This window comes from Parafrankia sp. EAN1pec (genome assembly GCF_000018005.1).
Classification (GTDB): Bacteria; Actinomycetota; Actinomycetes; order Frankiales; family Frankiaceae; genus Parafrankia; species Parafrankia soli.
The window spans coordinates 1,900,884-1,923,195 of sequence record NC_009921.1; the positions used below are offsets into that span (position 1 = coordinate 1,900,884).

17 protein-coding genes are annotated in these 22,312 nt (G+C 73.0%); 8 read left to right on the plus strand and 9 right to left on the minus strand.

Annotation, left to right across the window (positions count from 1 at the left end):
* The first annotated feature begins 152 nt into the window (after positions 1-152).
* Both FRANEAN1_RS07765 and FRANEAN1_RS07770 read left to right on the plus strand, forming a co-directional pair.
* Positions 153-1,151 carry a phosphotransferase gene (locus FRANEAN1_RS07765; RefSeq protein ID WP_041253825.1) on the plus strand — a complete coding sequence of 333 codons (999 nt, stop codon included), beginning with the start codon at positions 153-155 and terminating at the stop codon, positions 1,149-1,151.
* Between the two features lie 125 nt (positions 1,152-1,276).
* Positions 1,277-2,920: an IS1634 family transposase gene (locus FRANEAN1_RS07770; protein WP_347176729.1), complete on the plus strand. Its 1,644-nt coding sequence runs from the start codon at positions 1,277-1,279 to the stop codon at positions 2,918-2,920.
* A 51-nt stretch (positions 2,921-2,971) separates the two neighbouring features.
* On the opposite strand, the gene FRANEAN1_RS07775 is transcribed toward FRANEAN1_RS07770, so the two are convergent.
* From FRANEAN1_RS07775 to FRANEAN1_RS07795, 5 genes are all read right to left on the minus strand, one after another.
* Positions 2,972-3,745 carry a hotdog domain-containing protein gene (locus FRANEAN1_RS07775; protein WP_020459205.1) on the minus strand — a complete coding sequence of 258 codons (774 nt, stop codon included), beginning with the start codon at positions 3,743-3,745 and terminating at the stop codon, positions 2,972-2,974.
* A 197-nt stretch (positions 3,746-3,942) separates the two neighbouring features.
* Entirely contained in the window at positions 3,943-4,896 is a 954-nt protein-coding gene (gene pheA, locus FRANEAN1_RS07780) for a prephenate dehydratase (RefSeq protein WP_020459206.1), read from the minus strand.
* 59 nt (positions 4,897-4,955) lie between these two features.
* On the minus strand, positions 4,956-6,383 hold the full coding sequence (locus FRANEAN1_RS07785) for a dihydrolipoamide acetyltransferase family protein (protein ID WP_020459207.1): 1,428 nt from the start codon (positions 6,381-6,383) through the stop codon (positions 4,956-4,958).
* 4 nt (positions 6,384-6,387) lie between these two features.
* Positions 6,388-7,365 carry an alpha-ketoacid dehydrogenase subunit beta gene (locus FRANEAN1_RS07790; RefSeq protein WP_020459208.1) on the minus strand — a complete coding sequence of 326 codons (978 nt, stop codon included), beginning with the start codon at positions 7,363-7,365 and terminating at the stop codon, positions 6,388-6,390.
* Between the two features lie 11 nt (positions 7,366-7,376).
* Positions 7,377-8,639, minus strand: a complete 1,263-nt coding sequence (locus FRANEAN1_RS07795) for a thiamine pyrophosphate-dependent enzyme (RefSeq protein ID WP_020459209.1) — start codon at positions 8,637-8,639, stop codon at positions 7,377-7,379.
* A gap of 918 nt (positions 8,640-9,557) precedes the next feature.
* Between FRANEAN1_RS07795 and FRANEAN1_RS07800 the strand changes: the two genes are divergently transcribed.
* The 3 genes from FRANEAN1_RS07800 to FRANEAN1_RS07815 all read left to right on the plus strand — a co-directional run bounded on the left by FRANEAN1_RS07800 (position 9,558) and on the right by FRANEAN1_RS07815 (position 12,292).
* Entirely contained in the window at positions 9,558-10,133 is a 576-nt protein-coding gene (locus FRANEAN1_RS07800; protein ID WP_041255648.1) for a phosphotransferase, read from the plus strand.
* 96 nt (positions 10,134-10,229) lie between these two features.
* Positions 10,230-11,480, plus strand: a complete 1,251-nt coding sequence (locus FRANEAN1_RS07805) for a CaiB/BaiF CoA-transferase family protein (RefSeq protein ID WP_347177026.1) — start codon at positions 10,230-10,232, stop codon at positions 11,478-11,480.
* Positions 11,481-11,986: 506 nt separating this feature from the next.
* Positions 11,987-12,292 (plus strand): hypothetical protein, encoded by a 306-nt coding sequence (locus FRANEAN1_RS07815; protein ID WP_041253827.1) that lies wholly within the window; start codon positions 11,987-11,989, stop codon positions 12,290-12,292.
* Between the two features lie 257 nt (positions 12,293-12,549).
* On the opposite strand, the gene FRANEAN1_RS07820 is transcribed toward FRANEAN1_RS07815, so the two are convergent.
* The 3 genes from FRANEAN1_RS07820 to FRANEAN1_RS07830 form a co-directional block, all read right to left on the minus strand.
* Positions 12,550-13,668, minus strand: coding sequence for a hypothetical protein (locus tag FRANEAN1_RS07820; protein ID WP_020459212.1), 1,119 nt, complete (start codon positions 13,666-13,668; stop codon positions 12,550-12,552).
* Positions 13,661-14,191, minus strand: a complete 531-nt coding sequence (locus FRANEAN1_RS07825) for a SigE family RNA polymerase sigma factor (RefSeq protein ID WP_020459213.1) — start codon at positions 14,189-14,191, stop codon at positions 13,661-13,663. The genes FRANEAN1_RS07820 and FRANEAN1_RS07825 overlap by 8 nt, the downstream gene beginning before the upstream one ends.
* Before the next feature lie 184 nt (positions 14,192-14,375).
* Positions 14,376-16,859 (minus strand): CoA transferase, encoded by a 2,484-nt coding sequence (locus FRANEAN1_RS07830; RefSeq protein ID WP_041253829.1) that lies wholly within the window; start codon positions 16,857-16,859, stop codon positions 14,376-14,378.
* A 678-nt stretch (positions 16,860-17,537) separates the two neighbouring features.
* On the opposite strand from FRANEAN1_RS07830, the gene FRANEAN1_RS07840 reads away from it, so the two are divergent.
* A complete protein-coding gene (locus tag FRANEAN1_RS07840) occupies positions 17,538-19,112 on the plus strand; it encodes a WS/DGAT domain-containing protein (RefSeq protein WP_020459215.1) in 1,575 nt (524 codons plus the stop codon).
* Positions 19,113-19,185: 73 nt separating this feature from the next.
* Here FRANEAN1_RS07840 and FRANEAN1_RS36865 read toward each other — a convergent pair whose 3' ends face one another.
* Complete coding sequence (locus FRANEAN1_RS36865) at positions 19,186-20,250, minus strand: helix-turn-helix domain-containing protein (RefSeq protein WP_020459216.1); 1,065 nt, start codon at positions 20,248-20,250, stop codon at positions 19,186-19,188.
* Positions 20,251-20,537: 287 nt separating this feature from the next.
* Here FRANEAN1_RS36865 and FRANEAN1_RS07855 point away from each other — a divergent pair, with 287 nt between their 5' ends.
* Both FRANEAN1_RS07855 and FRANEAN1_RS07860 read left to right on the plus strand, forming a co-directional pair.
* On the plus strand, positions 20,538-21,401 hold the full coding sequence (locus tag FRANEAN1_RS07855; RefSeq protein WP_041253837.1) for an alpha/beta hydrolase: 864 nt from the start codon (positions 20,538-20,540) through the stop codon (positions 21,399-21,401).
* A gap of 16 nt (positions 21,402-21,417) precedes the next feature.
* A complete protein-coding gene (locus tag FRANEAN1_RS07860; RefSeq protein ID WP_020459218.1) occupies positions 21,418-22,281 on the plus strand; it encodes an alpha/beta hydrolase in 864 nt (287 codons plus the stop codon).
* Positions 22,282-22,312: the final 31 nt, after the last annotated feature.

The window sequence follows — 22,312 nt, forward strand, 5'->3', positions numbered from 1 at the left end:
GCCCTTTCAGGCCGGATTCGCGGAGAATGCCCCCCGAAATGGCGAGAAAGAAACCAAGAGGCGAGTAGTCGAGCACCAGAAGCACCAGGGCCTCCGCCGCCGGGCCGTGTCTGAGGTCAACAATCGGCACACGGGAGAGGCAGGCCGTGCACATGGCGCGCAGAGTCGTCACCCGAGAGCACCTGGAGCCTGTCGCACGCGCCGCGCTGGGCGCTGGACATCGACTCGTGGGTGTCTCCCGGCTGCGAGGCGGAAGCAGGAAGGGCGTGTACCGACTAACTCTCGACGACGACTCGACCGCGATCGTCTACATCTGGGACGACTCCGAGAACTACTGGCCCACCCCGCGGGCCGGCGACACCGACAGCGATACCAACACCGACACCGACAGCCACACGGACCCGTTCGAGCCGGCCTCAGGCCTCGATCTCTTCGAGGCCGCCCACCGCGAGCTGGACGTCCTCGGCATCCGCACGCCGCGGATCCGACTGATTGACCGGAGCGGGGGTCATTACCCGGCGGACGTCGCCGTGGTCGAGGACGTGCCCGGCGACAGCCTGGAAGCACTGCTCCGGGAGGACCCGCACGGCGCGGAGACGACGATGGCACAGCTCGCCGAGACGCTCGCCGTGATGCGGGGGCACCACGGTCCACGCTTCGGCAAGGTCGCCCTGGCCAACAAGGGCGGTACGTCCAGGGGCAGCTCCTGCGAGCAGGTCGTCCTCGAACGCGCGCTCGGCGACCTCGCCGAAGCCGCCGTCCGTGACACGCGGCTCACCCGCGTCCGGGAGCGCCTAGAGTCAGTGGTCCACACACTGGCCGCGGCCGTGCGCCCGCGTTCGCGGTACGGGCTCGTCCACGGGGAACTCGGGCCGGACCACGTTCTGGTGGACCGGCGTGGGCGGCCGGTCCTCATCGACGTCGAGGGGCTGATGTTCTTCGACGTCGAGTGGGAGCACGTGTTCCTGCGGCTGCGCTTCGGCGAGCATTACCGGCGGCTGGCGTTCTACACGCTGGCGATGCGCCTGTCGCTCGTCGCCGGGCCGCTGCGGCTGCTCGACGGTGACTTCCCGGAGCGCGCCCTGATGAGGGATATCGCCGAACGCAATCTCCGCGCGGCGCTCGCCTTCCTGCCCGCGGACGCCCGGTGACCTCGGAACAGGTCCGCCGACGCTGTCCGGAACCAGGCCCGCTAGTCCTGTCTTCCGCACGTGCGTGCGGTGAGACAGCTACGTGATGTCTTGTTCGGATCACGTCGGGATGGCCGCGATCGGTAGTGACGGGCCTGGGACTGTTCCTGGCTGTGACGGTCGCGATGGACTACGGGCCGCCGAGCGTCGAGAAGCCGCTCGGCGCGCTCCCTGTCGTGCGTGACTACCTGGCCCGCCTCGATGTCGCGGGCACGATCGATCGACTCGCCCCGATGCGTGACAAGGTCAACCGGGCCACCCACGGCGACGTGATCGCCGCACTGGTCGCGAACCGGCTGACCTCGCCGACCCCGCTGCTGCACGTCGAACGGTGGGCACGGGACTGGGCGGTCGAAGAGATGTTCGGTATCGCGCCGGACGTGTTGAACGACGACCGGGTCGGTCGGGCGCTTGACGCGCTCGCCCCGGTCTGCGAGGCCGTGGTCGGTTCGGTCGGTGCCGCGGCGATCGCCGCGTTCGACCTCGACCTGTCCCGTGTCCACTGGGACATGACATCGATCTCGCTGCACGGCGCCTATCCCGAGATCGACGGCGACTACGCGACCCCGAAGTACGGCCACCCGAAGGACCGCCGCCCCGACCTCAAACAGGTCCAGACCGGGCTCGCGGTCACCGGTGACGGCGGGATCCCGCTGCTGCACCGCGCCTACGACGGCGGCGCCGGTGAGGTCTGTCAGGTCACCGGCGCGATGCGGGCCCTGGCCGGGCTCGCCGGCCCCCGACAGTTCCTGCTGGTCGGCGACAGCAAACTCGTCTCCTACGCGAATCTGACCGCGTTGACGTCCACGCCCGGGGTCACGTTCCTCGCCCCGGCACCGAAAACCGTCGTGCCCGGCCAGGTCCTGGCCGCCCAGGACTGGGCCACCGCCACACTCGTCGGCTATGTCGCGGCCCGTGACCAGGACAAACCCTTCCACCAGCGGGCGGCCTACCGTGTCCGGGAAGGCGTCACCACCCTGCGGGGACCCCGGAAGAAAGACCCGCCGGTCACCGTGCGCACGGTGTTCGTCTGGTCGTCGGCGAACGACCAGGCCGCGAAAGCCGCCCGCGCGCTGAAACTCGGCCGCGCCCGCACCGACCTCGACACCCTCACCCGCGCCGCGGGCAGCCACCACCTCTACCGCACCGAGGCCGCGGTGCAGGCCCGCCTGACCCTCCTGGCGACGAAACACCGCGTCACCCGCTACCTCCACGCCACCACCAGCGTCGACCCGGACACCGGGAAACCGGCCCTGGCCTGGAACTTCGACTCCGCCGCGCTCGACGCCGAGGCTGCCACCGACGGCTGGTACGCGCTGCTGACCAACCTGCCTGACGACGTCGGCCCGGCTGAGGTCCTCGCCCGCTACAAAGGGCAGGAAGTCGTTGAACGTCGCTACGGCGCGTTCAAGGGCCCGCTCGCGGTCGCCCCGATGTTCCTGCACTCCAACCAGCGGATCCACGCCCTCATCCACGTGATCTGCCTGGCCCTGCTCGTCTTCTGCCTGGTCGAACGCCAAGCCCGGCTCGGTACCGGCCCTGACGGGAAGATCCCCGGCATCTACGCCGGTCGTCCCGCCCGCCCCACCGGAGCACTGGTCCTCGGCGCACTGAGCAGGCTGCGCCTCGTGCCCGCCCGCGGCGACCAGCCTGCCTACATCCCCCGCCCATCGGCGCTGCACCAGCACCTCCTCGACATTCTCGGCGTCGATCCCACCCGGCCACCTTGATCGGAAACCGGGCCGGTCAACCCATCGAAATCCCATGTGCGGAAGACAGGGCTAGTCGAAGACCCTCGTGGTGGCGAGGACGGCGAGGCGGTTGTCGCCGCCGGCGTCGCGGGCCTCGACGCGGCCGAGACCGTCCCGTACCTGGGCCGTGGCTACGACGGGGCCGGTGCGGACCGGGCGCAGGAAGCGCAGGGCCAGGGAGGAGAGCGAGGTGCCCGGGGTCAGCGAGAGCGCCGCCTCCTCGACGGCGAGGGCGATCAGCCCGCCGCTGACCGTGTTCGACGAGTTCAGCCCGTCCTCGGTGCGGGGGAGTACCGCGACGCCCGGTTCGCGGATCTCGCAGCGCGCGCGCTCGGCCAGCGGGACCTGTAGCCGCCCTCCGCGGGGGCGGGAGGCCAGGCCGGTCTGCGCCGATGGCATGATCATCTCTGGGTTCGGGGCGGCCATGAAGGACGCGGTGCAGAACGCCAGCTCGTCGCCGCCGGCGCCGGTGAAGACCACCTCGACGCCACAGACCGACTTCCCGGCCTTGACCAGCCGCGCCACGGTGTTGATGGTCCCGGACTCGTGCAGCGGGCGGTAGACGTGCACGTCGAGGTCGAGGGTGACCGGGACCCGCGGGGCGACGGCGGCCATGACCGCGTGCCCGCACGCGGTGTCGGCCCAGACGGCGAGAATCGACGTCCGGACGCTCGGCGTGCCGGGCACGAACATCTCGGGGACGATCGCCGCCGACCCGCGCAGCTCGTCACCGACCCTGGTCAGCTCGAAACCGAGGTCGGACAGGATGTGCGTGCTCGGGCGCACGTCGCTGTCACTGCTCACGGAAGCCACGCTCCTGGTCCGGGGACGGGACGGGACGAGACGGGGAGGGCCGGGGGCACGTGACCTCGATGTCACGCCCGACGGCCGGAGCGCGCCGTCGCTGGCCTCGTCCTCCCCGGCAGCCGCCGGAGCAGGTGCTCCGCGCACCACACTAAGCAAATATCGACGTCACAATCAAAGGAACGTGGCCGCCACGGTCAGGGCTCCCAGTCCCCGTCGTCGCCGGTCAGGCAGGTGGAGAGCCAGTCCGCGGCCTCGACGAAGTCGTGCCCCGTCAGCCGCTGGCCCGCGGGCGGGGCGGGCCGGTCGGCACGGGGATAGGAACCCAGGAACCGGATCTTCCGGCAGATCCGGTGCAGCCCCATCAGGGCCTCGCTGACCCCGCGGCCGCTGACGTGCCCCTCCGCGTCGATCGAGAAGCAGTACCGGCCCAGCCCCTCACCGGTCGGCCGGGACTCGATCCGGATCAGGTTGACCTTGCGGACCGCCCACTCCTGCAGCAGCGCCAGCAGCGCGCCCGGCTCGTCCTCGGTCGGCCACACCACGATGGACGTCTTGTCCGCGCGCGTCGGCGCGCTCGTCGGGCCGGGACGTCCGAGCAGGACGAACCGGGTCGTGGCGTCGGCGGCGTCGTTGACGTTGGTCAGCAGCGCCTCCAGGCCGTAGCGCCGCGCCGTGAACTCCCCGGCGAAGCAGCAGTCGAACCGCCCGTCCCGAACCAGCCTGGCTCCCTCGGCGTTGGACGCCGCCGACTCCCATTCCGCGTGCGGCAGGTTCGCCGCCAGCCACCGGCGTACCTGGGCCTGGGCGACCGAGTGGCCGGTGACCGTCTTGACGTCGTCCAGCGTCGTGCCCGGCCGCACCAGCAGCGCGAAGCTGATCGGCAGCAGCACCTCGCGGCGGATGATCAGTGGCCGGCCGGTCGCCAGCTCGTCCAGCGTGGCGGTGACCGCGCCCTCCACCGAGTTCTCGATCGGCACCAGCGCCGCGACGGCGTCCTCGTTGCGCACCGCGTCCAGCGCCGCCGCCACCGACATGGACGGGAACAGCTCGTGGGTCGCCGCCTCCGGCAGCGTGCGCAGCGCGGCCTCGGTGAAGGTCCCCTCGGGGCCCAGGTAGGTGAGACGGGCGTGCGGGGCGTGGGCAGGCAAGACATGTCTCCTGGGACCGGTTCGGTGGCGGTCGTCGCCTGCGGAGTGAAGGTCGGCGGTCACAGGTATCGGAGCAGCGTCGTGGGGTTCTCGACCGCGTCGGCGACGAAGCGCAGGAAGGCGCCGGCGGTGGCGCCGTCGCAGACGCGGTGGTCGAACGTGAACGAGAGCTGGGTGATCCGGCGGACGGCCAGCTCGCCGTCCACCGCCCATGGCCTGGGGAGGATCCGGCCGATGCCGATCATGGCCACCTCGGGGTGGTTCACGATGGGCGTGGCGCCGTCGACGCCGAAGACGCCGTAGTTGTTCAGCGTGAACGTGCCGCCGGTCAGCTCGGCGGGGGTGAGCCGGCCCGCCCGGGCGGCGGCGGTCAGCCGGGTCACCTCGGCGGCCAGGCTGGCGGTGGTGTGGCCCTGGGCGTCGCGCACCACCGGGACGACGAGGCCACGCGGGGTCTGCGCGGCGAACCCGAGGTGGACGGCGCGGTGCTGGCGCACGCCGGTCGCGCGGCCGTCGGCGTCGGTGACGACGGTCGAGTTCAGGTCGGGGAAGCGGCGCAGCGCGGCGACGCAGACCCGGGCCAGCAGCGCCAGCACGCCGATGCGGGGCTCGGCGCCGCCCGCGTTGAGGGCGTCCCGGGCGGCGAGCAGCTCGGTGGCGTCCGCGTCGACCCAGGTGGTCGCGTCCGGCACCTCGCGCCGGCTGCGCCCGAACGCCTCCGCCGCGCGCCGCGCCAGCGGGCTCAACGGGACGACGTCCGCGCCGTCCGGGCCGGCCAGGTCCGCCAGTGGGGCCGGTGCGGCCGGTGCGGCCGGGGCCGCCAGGTCCGCCGGGGTGGCCGGGCCGGTTCGGGTGGCTGCGGTGATGGCCGCCTCGACGTCCCGGCGGCGGATCAGGCCGTCCGGGCCGGTGCCGGTGAGCTCACGCAGGTCGACGGCGTTGTCCCGGGCGAGCCGCCGGACCAGCGGCGAGATCACCTTGACCGCCTGCCGGGCTTCGCGCGCCGTCGGCGTCGGCGCGGGTGGCGTCGGCGCGGGTGGCGTCGACGGCAGGGGCTCCGGGGCGGTCGCACCGACCAGCGACCGGTCAATGCGGCTGGCGCGGCTCGCGCGGCCGGCACGGCTGGTCGGCGCGGGCTCGGCGCGGGGGCCGTATCCGATGAGGACCCTGCCGGACCCTCCGCCCGCCGACCCCGGAGCGCCGTCCGGGCCGTCCGGGCCGTCCGCCGGCTGTTCCGCGGGTTCGTCGACCGTCACGGTGATCAGCGGGGTGCCGACCGGGACGGCGGTGCCGGGCGGGCCGGCGAGCGCGGTGACGACGCCTGCGTGCGGGCACGGCACCTCGACGACCGCCTTCGCCGTCTCGACCTCGGCCACCGGCTGGTCGACGACGATGACGTCCCCGATGCCGACCATCCAGCGGACGATCTCGGCGGAGGTCAGCCCCTCGCCGAGGTCCGGGAGGGCGAATTCGAGTACCGCGGCCACGGTGTCACTGCTCCCACTGGAGTCGGGCGACGGCGTCGAGGACGCGGTCGACGCTGGGAAGGTAGTGATGCTCGAGCATCGGCGGCGGGTACGGGATGTCGAACCCGGTGACCCGCAGCACCGGGGCGGCCAGGTGGTGGAAGCACCGTTCGGTGACCCGGGCGGCGATCTCCGCGCCGACGCCGCCGAAACCCGCGGCCTCGTGCACCACGACCGCGCGCCCGGTGGCCCGGACCGCCGCGCAGACCGTCTCGTCGTCGAAGGGCACCAGCGAGCGCAGGTCGACGACCGCCAGGTCCCAGCCCTCCGCGACCGCGGCCTCGGCGGCCCGCAGGCACACCGGCAGCGCCGGGCCGTAGGTCAGCAGCGTCGCCGAGGTGCCGGGCCGGCGGACGGCCGCCCGTCCGATCGGCCCGACCTCGGCGCGGGCGACCTCTGCGGGGGAGAGCCCGTCCTCGGTGGACCAGTAGAGCCGCTTGGGCTCCAGGAAGACGACCGGGTCGTCCGACGCGATCGCGGCGCGCAGCAGACCGTAGCTGTCGGTGACGGTGGCGGGGGTGACCACGTGCAGCCCGGGGGTGTGCGCGTAGTACGCCTCGCTGGAGTCGCTGTGATGCTCCACGCCGCCGATGCCCCCGCCGTACGGGACACGGATCGTCACCGGCAGCGACACCGCCCCGCCGGTGCGGTTGCGCATCTTCGCCACGTGCGACGCGAGCTGCTCGAACGCCGGGTACGCGAAGGCGTCGAACTGCATCTCGACGACGGGCCGCAGCCCGTACATCGCCATGCCCACCGCGGTGCCGAGGATGCCCGCCTCGGCCAGCGGGGTGTCCAGGCAGCGCTGCGTCCCGAACTCGGCGGCGAGGCCGTCGGTGACCCGGAACACGCCGCCGAGCGCACCGACGTCCTCACCGAGCACGTGGACGTCGGGATCCGCCCGCAGCGAGTCGCGCAGCGCGGCGTTGAGCGCCTGCACCATCGTCGCCGCGCTCACCGGGCCTCGCCCCCGGCCGGGCCGGTGCCTGCCTGGTCGGTGCCCGCCTGGTTGGTGCCCGCCTGGTTGGTGCCCGCGTGGTCGGTCTCGGCGGCGATGCGGGCGGCCAGTTCGGCGGCCTGCTCCCGCAGCTGGCTGGTCGGACGGGCGTAGACGTGCGCGAACAGCGAGCCCGGGTCCACCTCGGGAGGCTCGGCGCCGAACTCGGAGCGCATCTCGGCGGCGAGCTCCTCGGCCGCCGCGGCCACGGCGGCGGCCGCGGCGTCGTCGAGGAGGCCGGCGTCGCGAAGATGCCGCTCGAGCAGTGTCACCGGATCCCGGGCCTGCCAGGAGGCGACCTCCTGCGCCGTGCGGTAGCGGGTCGCGTCGTCGGCGCTGGTGTGCGCGTCCATCCGGTAGGTGACCGCCTCGACCAGCACCGGCCCCCGCCCCGCCCGCGCGTGCTCGACCGCGGCGCCGAGCACGGTGTGCACCGCCGGCGCGTCGTTACCGTCGACGAGACGTCCGATGACGCCGTAACCCACCGCCTTGTGTGCCAGCGTCGGCGCCGCGGACTGCCGCGCCAGCGGCACCGAGATCGCGTAGCCGTTGTTCTGCACCAGGAACACCACCGGTGCGTTCAGCACCCCCGCGAAGGTCAGCGCCTCGTGGAAGTCACCCTCGCTGGTGGCACCGTCGCCGACGAGGGCGAGCGCCACGACGTCCCGCGGCGCCCCCGGGTCCGACGCCGCGCGCAGCCGGGCGGCATGCGCCAGCCCGACCGCGTGGCAGGCCTGGGTGGCCAGCGGGGTCGCCAGCGGCGCGATCCGGTGCTCCCGCGGGTCGTACCCACCATGCGTGTGCCCCCGCATCATGGCCAGGACGTCCGCCGGCCGCACCCCGCGCGACACCACCGCCAGCGTGTCGCGGTAGGTCGGGAACAGCCAGTCCGTCTCCCGCAGCACCATCGCCGGGGCGATCTGGCACGCCTCCTGCCCGGTGGAGGCCGGATAGACCGCGATGCGGCCCTGCCGGGCCAGGGTGGTGGCCTGCTGGTTGTAGCGACGTCCCAGCACCAGGCGGCGGTGGAGCGCGCGCAGCAGCTCGGCGTCGAGCGCCCGCGCCGCCGGCGTGCCGAGCACCCGGGCCGGTTCGGGACCAGGCAGCAACGGCGCCGGGTCACGCCGCGGACCGTGGTAGACCGGACCGCGGTCGGTCGGGCCGTGGGAGCCCGGCGGCCCGGCGAGGCCGGACGCGGCGCTGGCGTCGAGGATCGTCATGGTCCACCTTCGGCAGTTGGCGGCGGAAAGGGTTCGAATGCGGCCCGTCGCCGGCTCTGCAGCCCGACCGAGATGTGGCGGTGCCGCTCGACTTCTTGGCACTGGCTGGGCTTCGCGGCGTCCCGTTGACGGTATCCGGGCGGTAGCCGGCCGCTGCCAACCGATTTTCCGCCTCAGGCCGACGGCTGGATCGTGTTCAGAATCACGCTGGGGGTTCCGGCATGACGTCAGCTGTGTGGGTCCTGTCGTAGGAAACCACCGACAGAATCTTGTCGCTGGTCTGCGTGAGTAGATTTGGTGACGTGGCCGACCGGCAATCATGGTGGCATTTCAAGGGCTGGCCGGCGCTTGTCGATCCGCTCCGTCGTGGCTCGTGTCTTTCCTGGTCATGGGCATGATCGCACCCGGCTCGCCGGAATTTTCCGCGCCGGATGCGAGGAGTGCGGCACGATATCCGCTGACCGCGATGCGCGGTGCTCCCGCGGGCCGGTGTCAGAATTCCTGGTCGGCCTGACGCCCGCCTGAATTCGCCGGACTTTCGGCTCTCCCGGCCTGTGACCAGGGTCTCCGGTGGGCCCGCCGAAAGTGCCCTCGACGGTTGTCATCCTGCCGTCCGGGTCCGTTCCGGATCCTATTGGGTTGGGACGGATGAGCCAAAGCATGTGGCCCGGCGGGTGAATGGTGCCGTCTGTCGCCCCGGGTTCACCGTCGGTGCCCCCGGACTCGCCGCGCCGGTTCACGGCATGCGTAGATCGCCCACCGCCTGCGGCCTGTGGTTCGGAGTCGTCGCGGGCGCGGATCTTGACCGTTCGGTTGAGTGAACGCATACTCGCCCGAATGTCGAACGGCGGGAACGGCGGACCGGAACCGAAGGCACTCCCGATACCGGCGGACTGGGATGACGTCACTCCCGCCTGGATGACGGTGGCACTCGCCAGCCGGCACCCGGGCACGGAGGTCGGTGAGGTCAGGCTGGTCCTCCGGGACGACGGCAACAACCGCCGTGCCCGGTTCGGTGTCACCTACAGTGCGGGCACCGGCCCGGCCACCGTGTTCTGCAAGGCGGAGGGCCTCGGCGAGCACCGGGTGCTGCACCGGAACAACGGAGACGCCCACATCGGCAACACCTACGTCCTGCCCGATGGCGAGGTCGGGTTCCTCGACTGGCAGGTGGCGCGGCGCGGCGGCTGGTCGCAGGACGTCGGCTACTTCCTGGTGGGCTCGCTGACGGTGACGGACCGGCGCGAGCACGAGGCCGACCTGGTCGCGGAGTACCTGGGGGCGCTGGAAGTGCCGGGGGAGCGGCGCCCGTCGCCGGAGGCCGGCTGGCTGTCCTACCGTGCCTCGGCGGCCTACGGTCTCGCGGTGTGGCTGTCTACGCTGGGAACCGACGGCTGGCAGCGCCGGGACGTCTCGCTCGCCCTCGCCGAGCGGTACGGGGCGGCGTTCGTCGAGCTGGAGACCGAGGCGGCGCTGGATCGCCTGAACCCCTGAACCCCTGAACCCCTGAACACCAGCGCCTCTGAGCACCCGCGCCGGCGGCGCCCGGTTGTTGCGGGCCATAAAAAAGTGAACGTACACTTATCAGCTGTGCATCCGTTGTCTGAGCGCAAGGACGGTAAGCCGGGAAGCGGGCCGCTGGCGGGCGTGAAGGTCGTCGAGCTCGCCGGCCGCGGGCCGGGGCCCTTCGGCGCGATGATCCTCGCCGATCTGGGGGCCGAGGTCGTCCGCGTCGCCCGGCTCGAGGACGTCGCGCCGAGCGAGGAGGAGAGCGCGACCGAGCGCTCCCTGAAAGGACACCGCCGGATCGACCTGCTGACCCGCGGCCGCCGGTCCGTCGCGCTCGACCTCAAGCATCCCGGCGGCGTCGAGGCCGTCCTGCGGATGGTCGACCGGGCGGACGTCCTCGTCGAGGGGTACCGGCCGGGGGTGGCCGAGCGGCTCGGGCTGGGGCCGGACGAGTGCCTTTGGCGCAACCCCCGGCTGGTGTACGCGCGGATGACCGGCTTCGGGCAGGAGGGCCCCTACACCCGCAGCCCCGGGCACGACATCAACTATGTCGCCCTCGCCGGGGCGCTCGAGCCGCTGCGCCGGCCCGGCCAGCCGCCAGCCCCACCGCTGAACCTGCTCGGCGACTTCGGTGGCGGCGGGATGCTGCTCGTCATCGGCGTGCTCGGCGCGCTGGTCGAGCGTGCCCGCTCGGGGCTCGGCCAGGTCGTCGACGCCGCGATGGTCGACGGCGTCGCACTGCTGACCACGCTGTTCCACGGGATGCGCGCCGAGGGGCTTTGGTCCGACGAGCCGGGCACGAACATCCTCAGCCTGGCGGCGCCGTTCTACAACGTCTACGAGACGTCCGACGGTCGGCATGTCGCGGTCGGGGCGGGCGAGCACCCGTTCTACGCGGAGCTGCTCCAGCGGCTCGGCCTCGGCGACGAGCTGCTCCGTCAGCAGGGCGACCCGGCGACCTGGCCGGCGGGCCGGGCCGCACTGGAGGCCGTCTTCCGCACCCGCACGCTGGCGGAGTGGACCGCTGAGCTGGAGGGCACCGACACCTGCTTCACCCCGGTGCTGACGATGGAGGAGGCCACCCGCCACCCACACAACGTCGAGCGGCAGACCTTCGTCGAGGTGGACGGCGTCGTCCAGCCGGCACCCGCCCCACGATTCAGCCGGACCCCGGCGGGGCCGGGCGGGCCACCTGCGGCAGCGGGCCAGCACACCCGGGAGGTCCTGCTCGACTGGGGCTTCGCGCAGGACGACCTAGACGCGCTGCTCACCTCCGGCGCGGCCCGCCAGGCCCCCACCCGCGAGACACCCAGCGGCGACGGGCCGACGTGATCACCCGAGCCAGCCGAGGCGCCCGAACCGGCCGAGCCGCTCGCGCATCCCGCTGACCGGGGCACCGACGCCCCGGTTCCGAGGCTGGTGGACGGCCGCCATCCCGAAGGCGTCGCCACGAGCTCCAGCACGCCGCTCACGGTGGTGCCCGCCCGCGGCGCCCCGGCGGGCGCGCTGGGCTCGGCGGGGCCGCGCAGCTCGTACCCGGCCATGGCCTCGGTCTCGCTCAGGAAGACGACCGGCGCGATCCGGCCCACCGTGAGACCCGCGGGCCCACCGGCTTCCCCGGCGCCGAAGCAGGCCCGCACCGCGGCCTCGACCGACCTCCGTGCCCCCGCCGCGTCGGGTGGGCCCGGCGGCACCGGGCCCACCATGAGGCCGTCCGCGATCCGGACGACCTCGTCCGCCCGGCCGCCGCCGACGCTGAGCACGAGACCCGGACCGGGACTCCACAGCAGCGAGAACGACCGGCGGTCATCGATCCCGGTGCTGAGGAGGAACCCGTCGTGACCGTCGACGACGGCGGGCAGCACCGTCTCCCAGCCGGCGCCTGGAGCGTGCGCCACCTCGGCGGCCAGGTCGACCGCCGGGCCGCGCCGGACACCGATCCCGTACGTCGCCGGCCCCACCGGGAGGTCCCCGCCGGCGCCGGGGCTCACGGCGTCGGGGTTGACGGATCGGGCGCTCACGGCACTGGCGTTGACGGGCCGGGCGCTCGCGCGACCGGCGGGCGCGGCGGCGTAGACCACCCGCACCTCGAAATGGTCGCGCCGCGGGCCGCGCTCGTCCCGGAAGTACTCGCCCTCGCGTGACTGCCGGCGGAACCCGGCGGGAACCCACCCGACCTCCACGCCCCAGACCTGGTCCCGGACCTCGTCGACGGCGCCGAGCCGGCTCGGCTCGTGCCGCGTGGAGTCGCCCGGTGTCGCCATGACCGAGCCGACGGCCAGGACAGCGGCCAGCGTCACCGCGGCCGCGACGACCACGGGTAACCCCCGGAGCCGCCAGGAACCGGGGACGGTCGTGGTCTCCTCGGGCCTGGCGGCGGGGCGGCCCTGGTGTCTCCCGGTCACCGGATGGTGATCGGCGGGCAGGTCAGCACCCGGATGAGCTGGGTGCAGTAATCCTGCCTGTTGACCCTCCATCCGTTGGCGGTCAGGACCACGCGGGCGACACCGACCTGCCCGCTGTCGACCATCACACCGCTCTCCCGGGCCCGCATGTCCAGCGAGAAACCGACCATCGCCTCGGTCTCGCTCAGGAAGACGACCGGCCCGGTCGCGGCCACCCGCACGCTCTCCACGGTCTCCCGGTTGGTCCGCAGCGCCTCGTCCATCGCCGCACGCAGGCTGTCTCCGCCTTCCACCCAGTCAAGGGTCCGACGCGGGTCGCCCCCGTTGGTCAGGACGCGGGGGAACGCCGTCTCGGCGCCGGAGGCCTGGTCCCGGTCGTGGGGGCCCGGTGGGGGCGGCCCGATGACGAGGCTCTCGGCGATCCTCCGCACGTCGGGCATCGACTCCCCCGACACCGTGACCGCGACTGTCGGCTCAGGACTCCAGGTCAGCCAGTATTGCGGCTTCCCGAAGACCTCCCTTGTGAACAGATAGGCGCTGTGGCCGCGCACAGCCGTCGTTGTCCGTTCTCTGTGGCTCGGGTCGGCAGCATGGATGATCTTCTCTTCCCAGCGCTGCTCGGCTTCGAGATCCACGTTGCGGCCACGCCGGACGTCAACCTGGTAGGTCGGGGTGTATGGCCTGAACTCCTTGCTATAGGCAGAGAAGTTCTCGGTGACCGGCAGTTTGTTGTAGAAGGTGGTCACGTCGAACTGGCCCTGCTGTGGACCGGGCGTCTGAAGGTCCTGACCCTGGCGGTACCGAACCCCGTAGCCGTCGGGCAGCCAGTGGACGTCCACTCCGTAGGCCGTGTCGAGTGGCGGGCTCAGGACGCTGGTGTCGGCGGGGTACATCGCCGATCTCTCCTCGGGAAGGACCTGCGGAATGACCACCGCGCCGACGGCTGCGACGGCCAGTGCCACGGCGGCCGCGAGGGTCCTGCGCCGTCGGTGGCGGCGTCCGCGTTCGACCACCTGCCGCGCCAGGCCGGGTGGTTGCTGGACGGTCTGGGCGGCCGAGGCCATCGCCGTGCGCAGATGTAGCTCGAACCCGGGGCCCGCGTCCGTGTCAGCCATGGGCGCTGCTCCTTTCCGCGGGGGTGTTCTCTGGGCCGAGGACGGTGCGTAGCCGGGCCAGGCCGCGGGCGGCGTGAGTTTTGACGCTGCCCGGGGTGCAGCCGACGGCGGTCGCTATCTGGGTTTCGCTGAGGTCGTCGAAGTAGCGCAGCACGATCACGGCGCGTTGGCGTGGCGGGAGCTGGCGTAGCGCGGTGAACAACTGATCGCGGGTGGAGAGCGTGTCTGTGCTGTCCGGGGTGCTGTCCGGGATCGGCACCGTGGCGGTGTCGAGCGGGTCCTCGCGGAAGCGTCGCCGGCGGCGACGGCTGGCGGCGGCGTTGACGAGTGCACGGCGGACGTAGGCGTCGGGGTCGTCGACGCGGCGCCAGTGTCGGTAGACGCGCAGGAGAACGTCCTGGAGCAGGTCTTCGCCCGAGTGCGGGTCACCGGCCAGGAAGACGGCCGTGCGCAGCATCGCGGTGCCGCGGGCGGCGACGAAGAGCTCGAACGTCGCCGTCTTCGAGGCGGAGCGTTCCGCCATTGATGTACCTCCCAGCCGCCGTCCTCGGCTCCCCACTGGATGCCGCCGGAACGTCAGTCACCTTCAAGACGCAGGCGGGTGGGAAATCGGTGGACATGCGACCCGAGGAAATGCGAAAAAATTGTGCGGACGGCCCCGGACGGGAAACCGGGGCCGTCCGCACAGGGGCAGCCGACGGGCAGGGTCAGCCGACGGGCACGGGCTCCGGCCGGGGGATGGTGCCGGCGGCGACCAGGGCGGCCCGCTCGTCGGCGTCGAAGCCAAGAGCGTCAAGCACCTCGTGGGTGTGCTCGCCCAGCCGGGGGATGGCGCGCGGGGCGACGGGCCGGGCCGCCGGGCCGAGCCGGAGGGGGAACGCCGGCTGGTCGAGCCGGCCCCGCTCACCCCAGTCGAAGCTGACGACCCGGCCGAGCTGCTGGTTGACCGGGTCGTCGACCAGCCGGGCGATGAACCCCGTGCGATCCACCTCGGCGACGAGTTCCGCGGGTACCCCAGCCGCCTGGAGCCGGGCCACCCAGTCCGCGGCGGCACCGGTGCGGAACACCGCCTCCAGCAGCTCCTCGGCGGGCTGGCGCTCGCCGCGGCGGGTCCGCAGCGGTGGCGGGTCCTGCGGCAGGCCGACGTCCGCGGCGCCCTCGCCCGCCACGGCCTCTCCTGCCGTGCCCCCGCCCGCCACGGCCTTGCGCAGCCGTCGCCAGGCCGCCGTGTCGGGCACCGCGAGGGCGAGCCACCCGCCGTCGCCGCACCGGTAGATCCGGTACGCCGCGCCGTAGCCGGTCTGGTCGTGGTCCAGGACCGGGCCCTCGACGACGGCGCCGTCCGCGACGAACGCGCCGGACTTCAGCATCAGCGCCGCGCCGAGCAGAGACGTCTCCACCGACTGGCCCGCGCCGCCGCGGCGGCGCGCGTAGAGGCCGGCGAGCACCGCGCAGGCCGCCACCCATCCGCTGGTGACGTCGATCGCGCCCCAGACGAGGAACGTCGGCGGCTGGTCCGTCCCGCCCTGGGACGCCTCGACGCCGGACAGCGCCTGCATCAGGTGATCGTTGGCGGGCAGGAGGGCGCGGGGGCCGGTCGCCCCGAATCCGCTGGAGTGGCTGTAGACGACGTCGGGGTTGACGGCGCGCACCGTCGCCTCGTCGTAGCCGAGCCGGTCGGCGAGGCCCACCCGCGAGTTGTGGTGGACGACGTCGCTCCAGCGGAACAGCCGGGCGAGGACGCCCGCGGCGCCGGGCGCCTTCATGTTCATCGCGATGGCCCGCTTGCCGCGCTGGCCGGCGGCGAACATGGGCTCCATGCCGCGGTGGACGTCCCCGGTGCCCGGCTCCAGCTTGATCACGTCGGCGCCGAGCTCGGCGAGGATCAGCGGGGCGATCGGCCCGGCGAGGTAGGCCGACACGTCGAGGACCCGGACGCCGGTGAGCAACCGCGCGCCCGGGTCGGGCCGGCTCGGGCCGCCCGCCGTGCCCGGCTCGGTAGCCGCGTCCAGCGCGGGCCGGGCGCCCTGTGTCGACGCGGTGGCTGGTGTTGCCGTGGTGCCTGGGGCTGGCCGGGAGCCCGGTGTCGACGTGGTGCCCGGTGCCGACGTGGCGGCGGCCCACGGCGTCACCCGGCCGACCGGCCCCAGTGCCGTGATCGTGCCGCGGTCGGGGTCGTCGCGCTCCACGCTCAGCCCGATCTGCCGGCCATGCGGGTCCAGCAGCGCCTCGCCGGGGCGCAGCACCGGCTCGCAGCGGAAGTTCGCCCCGGCGAGGTCCTGCAGCCACCAGGACCGGTCGCGGGTCGCGAACGCGCGCGTCCACCGCTCGCTGCGGTCGGCCATCGCGCCGGACACCAGGTCGGCGGTGTAGCCCTGCTCGCTCGGCGGCTCGTTCATGTGCTCGAGGAACGCCTCGTAGGCGCCCTTGGCGCCGAACCACAGCTGGACGTACCCGCCGTCGGCGCACCGGTACGCCAGCGTCTCCGCGGGCCCCTGCTCCTTCCAGAGCAGCCTGATCGACGGCGAGGAGTTCTCCACCCGCCCGATGATCATCGGGAGGATCGCCTGGAGGCCGTCGACGAGCGAGGTCTCGGCCCAGCCACCGAGGCCGGTCGACTCCCGCTCGTAGAGCCCGGCCAGGGCGCCCACCGTCGCCGCGAGACCGGCGCCGGCGCTGGCGACGGTGAGGTCGGCGAACGCCGGGCCGGGACGGTTCGCCCTGATCTGGGTGAGCAGGCCGGACCGGGCCGCGAGGAGGATCTCCAGGCCGCTGGTCCCGCCGCCTGCGTTGAAACCGTCCCCGACGCGGACGGCGACCAGCCGCGGGTTGGCCCGGCCGAGGTCCGCGCTGCCCAGCCCCCGAAGCTCGATCGCCTCCTCCGGCCCGGCCAGGAAGACCACGTCGGCGTCGCGGGCGAGCGCGGCGATGGTCTCCGCTGCCGCGGGCTCACCCTCGTCCACCTCGATGATCTGCTTGCCGTGATCCCAGACCCGGCTGAATTCCACCCCCGCGTCCAGGGTGGGACGGCGGCGCGAGCGCACCCGCGTCACCCGCGCGCCGAAGTCGCGCAGCAGCGCGCCGGGGAGGCTGGCGGCCAGCCCCGCGCCGACCGCGCTGACCCCCAGGGCGACCTCGACCACCCGGATCCCGGCCAACGGAGCGGTGCTGTCGGCGCCGGTGGTGCTCATGGTGCCGGTGGTGCCGTCGGCCGACTGCGGTAACTCCGAGTCCGATCGTGATGTTTCCGTGCTCATCGAGCCCCTCCAACCGGTGGCGGCCGGCGGGAGCCGCCAGCCGAGGGAGATTTTCGACGTAGACGTCGGTCAACTCTCTCCGGTGGGCGGGGCGGCGTGCAAGGCCGCCGTCCGCGACCTCCCGGCGGCCTGACCTGCGAGGCTCGCCGCTCCGCCCAGCAGGGGCCCGCCCCATGGCCCGCGGTGCGTGCGGCACCTCGCTGGCGTGACCCGCGATGCGCCGCCGGCGTGACCTGCGGCGGCCGGCGATGTGACCTGCGGTGCCTCTCTGGCGTGACCTGCGGTGGCCTGAGCAGCTCACCCGATTCGCCCGGTTCGACCGCTTTGTAGCACTTTCGTGCACGCGGCCGAATGTACCGTGGTCATAGCCGGACGCGGTGTATCCGCTGGTCATCCCCGTTGATCGCTCCTGGTCGCCGCCCGCTTGCTGTGCGTCCCGAATTCGCAGCGAGAGACCTCCACCACAACTGCGGATGTTCCTGTCGATACGGGCAGTAATCGATGCATGGGTATAGGTATCTCTCGCGCACAGTTGCGCCGATCCGCCAGGACCGTTGATCAGTTGGTTTCGGCCTGTACCCAACGCCCGCGGACGGGTTGGGGAAGCGTCTGATGGGTCTGCTCGACGCGATCACGAACATGGGTCACACACCGGCGCACGTCCGCCCGCTGACCCCGGGCGACCGCGCCTATCTCGCCTTCGTCCGGCGCAATCCCGGTGAGCACCAGGACATCGGCGCGCTGCTGCACTTCGACGGCCCCCCGCTGGACCTGCCGGCCCTGCGGGCCCACGTGGCCGAGCGGCTGCGCGACCCGCGGGCCCGGATGCTGACCGACCGTCTCGACACAGTGCGGGTCTGGTCCCCCGAGCGGGGCGCGTCGGCCGAGGAGACCCGCTGGGTCTCCGACCCCGACATGAACCTCGACGACCATGTCGTCGCCTTCGACCTGCCCCCCGCAGACGGGGGCGCCGCGGCGGGGCAGTCCGCCGACGCGTCCCACGACGCCCGGCTGCGGGCCGCCGTCGACGCGATCGTCGCCCGGCCGATCGACCTCACCCGGCCGCCGTGGATGCTCTACCTCCTGCGTGACCCGACCCCGGGGGCGACTGGTACCGCGCTGGTCTACCGCTCCAGCCACGTCCAGCAGGACGGCTTCGCGCTCTACCGGGTGATGTACCTGCTGTTCGGTGAGAGCGACGAGGTCGATCTCGGGCTGGCGCCGACGATCCGCCGCCCCCGCCCGGCCGACTACGCCCGGTTCGTCGGCCGCGGGATCTCCTGCCTGCTGCCGACCCGGCGCCTCGAGTCCTGGGGCGGCCCACCGAGCGGCCCGGCGAGACTTACCTGGGTGACCACGGAGCTCGCCACGCTGCGCGCGGTGGCCCGCCAGCACGGCGTCACCGTGAACGACGTCTACCTGGCGGCGCTCGCCGGGGCGCTGCGCGCCTGGTCGCTGCCGGAGTGGGAGCGCAGCGGCCGTCAGCTGCACGCGCTGATGCCCGTCAGCATCCGCTCCGCGGCCGAACAGGACGTCCTGTCGAACCACAGCACCGGGGCGCGCGTCCCGCTGTTCTGCGGTGAGCCCGACCCGGCCCGGCGGGTGGCCATGATCGCGGCGGAGACCCGCCGGATGAAGCAGGGCGGGCTGGGCCTGGTGGAGCGCCAGCACTTCCCGCTCATGGCGGCGAAGGCCTCCCAACGCATGCTCGCGAACGTCGGCAGCTATCCGGCCCAGATCAACAAGATGGCGCTGGTGGCGACCAACGCCCGGTCGATCCGCGGCCCGCTCTCCATCGCCGGCCGCCGGATGACCGGGCTGATCGGCATGGGCCCGCTGCTCGTCGGACGTCAGCACCTGGCCGTGGCGATGTTCGGCGTGGACGACCGGGTCGGGGTCACGTTCGTGGCCAGCGAGAGCGTCCCGGACCACGCCCGGCTTGCCGACCTGTGGCTGGCCGAGCTGGCCGCGCTGGGCCGGTCCGACTCGCCCGTCGGGGTGAGCGTGCCGACCCAGCGCCTGTCCTCGGCATCGGCCGCGGTGACGGCCGTCATGGCCGGCGCGGGGCCCGGCGCTGTCTCGGGTGCCGTCTCAGGTGCGGTGACCGGTGCCGTCCGGACCGAGGTCGGCGCCCTCATCCGCCCCTGGCGCCGCCGCCCCACCACCCCGGCAGCCCCCGCCATGTAACTGTCACGTGACCTGTCGGAACCGGCCCCGCGTCGGGCCCAGTGAAGCGTGGCGGGTGAGTGAGTCCATGGACTCACTCACCCGCCACGCACCTTCCGGCACCGCGAGATGACCTTGAGTCCGGGTTGGGGGCGGGCCCCGACCCGGGCTCCGGGGTGGGGGTTTGCGGCGGGGAGGTGTGGTGGGGGGTGTGGTGGCGGCGCCATTCCTGGGGGGTGGTGCCGTAGGCAGCCCGGAAGCGGCGGCTGAAGTGGGAGGGGTCGGCGAAGCCGTTGGCGCGCGCGATGGCGGCGATGCTGCGGCCGCGCGCGTCCCGGGCCGCGAGCGCGCCGCGGGCCCGTTCCAGCCGGTTGCGCACGATCCACTGTTCCAGGCTGAACTCCGCCTCCCGGCACAGCCGGTAGAGGTGACGCACGGACACCCCGACCGCGGCCGCGATGCCGTCCGCGTTCAGATCGGAATCGGCCAGGTGGGCCAGCACGTGGTGCCGCACGCGGGCCAGCATGATCTCCGCCGGTGTTCCCGGGGGCTCGTCGGGGCCGCGGGCCGCGCTCACCAGTAACGCCCGGACGAGCTCGACGGTCGCGGTGCCGACGCCCGCGGCGGACTCGTCCCGCTCGAGGGCCGCGGCGTCGCGGGCCAGCGCGGTGAGATGGTCGGTGACCAGCGGGTAGAGCGGGCTGCGGGCGAGGTTCGGGGCGCCGCGCCGGACGACCTCGCCGGGCAGGCCGAGCGAGGCCAGCGGTACCTGCAGGCCCTGGCCGCATCCGCCCTCGGCGTTGGCGTACTCGAACGCGGAGCTCAGGTCGGTGCAGTACAGCTCGCCGGCGGCCAGCTCGCGGCGGACCCCGAACTGCTCCTGGACGGCGCGCCCGTGCCGGCGCTGCGCGAAGGACAGCACCGGGGGAGCGCTGTCCTGGCGCACGTGCCGGGCGGTGCGGATCATGTGCTGGCCGGCGTTGACGGTCGTGCGGATCAGGCCGACCTCGCCGAAGATCCACGACTCGATCCGGCCCCGGATGTCGTGCTGGGCGTGCACGCTGAACCGGCTGGTGACGGTGAGCGCGACGATGGCGTCCCGGGCGACCTCGGCGCGCCGGTGCGCCGGCAGGTGGTCGAGATCAAGAACCGTCGCCACCGGTGTTCCTCCCGTCCGGCCGGCGCGGCGGACGCGGGCCGTCCCAAGCCCCGCCGGGTGGTCTGATCGTCCGTCGCCTGCTCGTCGCCTGCTCGTCGCCTGATCGTCCGAGGGCGGCCCGACCAATCGTCCCAAGGGTCGCGGATGTGGCACGGAGAGTCCAGAACCGTGCGCGCAGAGACCAGCACGGCCGACCCGATCCGCCTAGCGTGGACGTGAGGGGACGCCTGCTGACGGCCGGCGCCAGGGATGTTCCTACGCCCCCGGGGCCGCCGAGAGGAGACATCGTGGCGACCGTGACGACGCTGGACGGCACCGAGATCTACTACAAGGACTGGGGCGAGGGCCGGCCCGTGGTTCTCAGCCACGGCTGGCCGCTGCAGGCGGACAGCTGGGAGGCCCAGATGCTCTTCCTGGCCTCGAACGGCTACCGCGTCGTCGCGCATGACCGCCGCGGCCACGGGCGGTCGTCCCAGCCGTGGAACGGCAACGACATGAACACCTACGCCGACGATCTCGCCGCGCTGATCAGTCATCTGGACCTGCGTGAGGTCACGCTGGTCGGGTTCTCGACGGGCGGCGGCGAGGTGGCCCGGTACGTCGGTCGGCACGGCACGGACCGTGTCGCGCAGATCGTGCTGGTCTCCTCCGTGCCGCCGTTCATGCTGAAGACCGACGACAACCCTGGCGGCGTTCCGGCCGAGGTTTTCGACGGCCTCCGTGCCGCCTCGCTCGCCGACCGTTCACAGGCCTACCGGGATCTCGCCGACGGCCCGTTCTTCGGCGCGAACCGTCCCGGGCAGGAACGCTCCCAGGGCATCCGCGACTCGTTCTGGCTGCAGGGAATGCAGACCGGAGCGCGCAACGCGTTCGAGTGTATCGCCGCGTTCTCGGCCACCGACTTCCGGCCTGATCTCGCCGCGTTCGACGTGCCGACGCTCGTCATCCACGGGGACGACGACCAGGTGGTCCCGATCGAGGTCGGCGGCAGGCGTTCGGCGGAACTGGTCAAGGGCGCCGAGCTGACGGTGTACGAAGGTGCTCCGCACGGCATCACCGAGACGCACAAGGACCGGCTGAACGCCGACCTGCTGGCTTTTCTCGCCACTCACCCCACCTCCGCCCCCACCTCCGCCCCCGCCTCCGCCTGACCAACAAGGAGACACGATGAGCATCGACAGCGCGGCCGGCCCGGCCGGCTCCGGCAAACCCGACACGATCGTCCTGGTGCACGGCCTGTGGATGACCCCGCGCAGCTGGGAGGGCTGGATCACCCGGTTCGAGGAGAAGGGGTACCGGGTCATCGCGCCCGCCTACCCCGGCTTCGAGGTGGAGGTCGAGGCGCTGCGGGCGGACCCGCAGGTCATCGCCGACCTCACCGTCCCGGCCACCGTCGACCATCTGGCCGCGGTGATCGAGGGCCTCGACGCCCCGCCGATCATCATGGGGCACTCGTTCGGGGGCACCCTCACCCAGCTGCTGCTCGCCCGTGGCCTCGGCGCCGCGGGGGTCGTCGTCGACTCGGCGCCGACCGAGGGGGTGCACGTCACCCCGCTGTCCCAGGTGAAGTCGCTCTTCCCGATCCTGAAGCATCCCGGGAACTTCCACAAGGCGGTCGGGTTCACCCCGGAGGAGTTCCACTACGCCTTCGCGAACACCCTCAGCCGGGAAGAGTCCGACAAGGTCCACGAGCGCTACCACATCCCGGCCCCGGGAAACTGGGTGTGGGTCTACGGCCTTATCGCCAACTTCAAGCCGGGACACCAGGAGACCTGGGTCGACTACGACCGCGACGATCGGGCGCCGCTGTTGTTCATCGGCGGCGGATCGGACCACATCATGCCGGCGTCGGTGAACAAGGCGAACGCGAAGAAGTACCACAACTCCGCCGCGCTGACCGAGTACTTCGAGTTCGAGGGCCGGTCGCACTGGACCTGCGCCGAGCCCGGCTGGGAGGCCGTCGCCGACCACGCGCTGCAGTGGGCCGTCGAGCATGCCGGCCAGCGCCCGTCCAGGACAGCAGCTGGCTGAGGCCCCCGCGGCAGCGGGTCTCGTCCGCGGG